2 protein-coding genes are annotated in these 1,396 nt (G+C 30.3%); both read left to right on the forward strand.

What is annotated here, in order from left to right:
• Window positions 1-124 precede the first annotated feature (124 nt).
• Complete coding sequence (locus DFR80_RS15125) at window positions 125-952, forward strand: HNH endonuclease signature motif containing protein (protein WP_114490491.1); 828 nt, start codon at window positions 125-127, stop codon at window positions 950-952.
• 31 nt (window positions 953-983) lie between these two features.
• Window positions 984-1,307, forward strand: a complete 324-nt coding sequence (locus DFR80_RS15130) for a hypothetical protein (RefSeq protein WP_114490492.1) — start codon at window positions 984-986, stop codon at window positions 1,305-1,307.
• Window positions 1,308-1,396: the final 89 nt, after the last annotated feature.

Raw genomic sequence — 1,396 nt, forward strand, 5'->3', positions numbered from 1 at the left:
GGCACAAAGTTAGCACTTGAACAATTGTGGATATGAAAGCTAACTTTGCACCAGGTCTGTGGACATCGGGCACACCGCGAATCCCAGTAACGTTATACGAAATGATTTTTGGTGGTGATAAAAATTGGCTAAACGTAAAAGTGTTCCTATTAAAATAAAAAGACAGATAATTAAAGAAGCAGGCAATAAGTGTGCTAATCCAGGATGTAATAATTACCGAACACATTTACATCATATTAAGGAGTGGGCTACTTATGAAACTCATGATAAAGATTTCATGATTGCAATATGCCCTTCATGTCATGATGCTGTCCATTATGGAAATTTAAAAATAGATGATGAAACATTGTTGCGTTGGAAAAAAATAAAAAGAAAACCTACTAATAGAGATCATATATATGTAGAGCCAGGAGAAAACCCTAAACTTTTGCTTGGTAGTATTGCACTCACTGGAAAAAAAGGACTTAAAGTATTCAAACTTGCTCCACATAATGAATTAAGTTTTAGATTAATTGATAAAGAAATATTTTTAGTTAATCTCGAGATAACAACTTTAACGGAAAGAAAGTTATTAAAAGTTGTTGATAATCATATTAAATATTTTATTGATGATAAGATTGAATACTTAAATAGACCAGGTAAAATTTCTATTTTTGCTCCTTTAAATCCAAATTTTATCCCTTTGTGGGCTATATACAAGATAAAAAAATCTGGAATCAATTATGGAATAAAAAACAAATTATTATTGTTAGATATAGAAGTACTTGAACCAGGGTTAGTAAGAATTCAAGGTTTATGGGCAGAAAAAGACAAAATTATAGTGATTACAGATGAATTATTATCTTTTATTAATTCTAACAGAGTAGAACCATTTATAATAGCTGGAGCAGGTAAAGATGCTGTATTAGATTGGCACGGCCCAATTGATAAAAGCATTTTTAGAATAAAATGAAAATCACTTCGTATAACATGGGATTGGCGTCATGCCTTCTGTCATAAAGCTTGCAATATTAAGCAGCAAGAAATATTACGGCAAGCTTTACGCCAGTTCCTGGCGGAACCAGGCACGAGCGCAAATCCCAGTAACGTTATATGAAATAACAGCAAAAATAATATTCCAGGAAAGAGGATTAAAAATGAATAATGATGTTGATATTATAAAGTTTACTACTTCAATTATAATGGGAACTACATCCGTTGTTTTGGGTATTTTTGCAATATGGTTAAGTAATAAGTTTAACAATAATTCATCAAGTGCATTAGAAAAGATAAAAGAATTATCAAATGAAATTAAAATATTACACTAGCATTGCATAAAAATATTTAATAAATGTCAAGTTCTATTTTCAGCGAAAATACTTGCTTAAAATAGAAAAACTCCTTATAATTGGAATTA

The organism is Halanaerobium sp. ST460_2HS_T2 (genome assembly GCF_003337665.1).
In the GTDB taxonomy this organism is placed as follows: Bacteria; Bacillota; Halanaerobiia; order Halanaerobiales; family Halanaerobiaceae; genus Halanaerobium; species Halanaerobium kushneri.

Bases quoted from the DNA above. Each gene is read 5' to 3' on its own strand.
- DFR80_RS15130 (WP_114490492.1), top strand. From the start codon at position 984: ATGCCTTCTGTCATAAAGCTTGCAATATTAAGCAGCAAGAAATATTAC.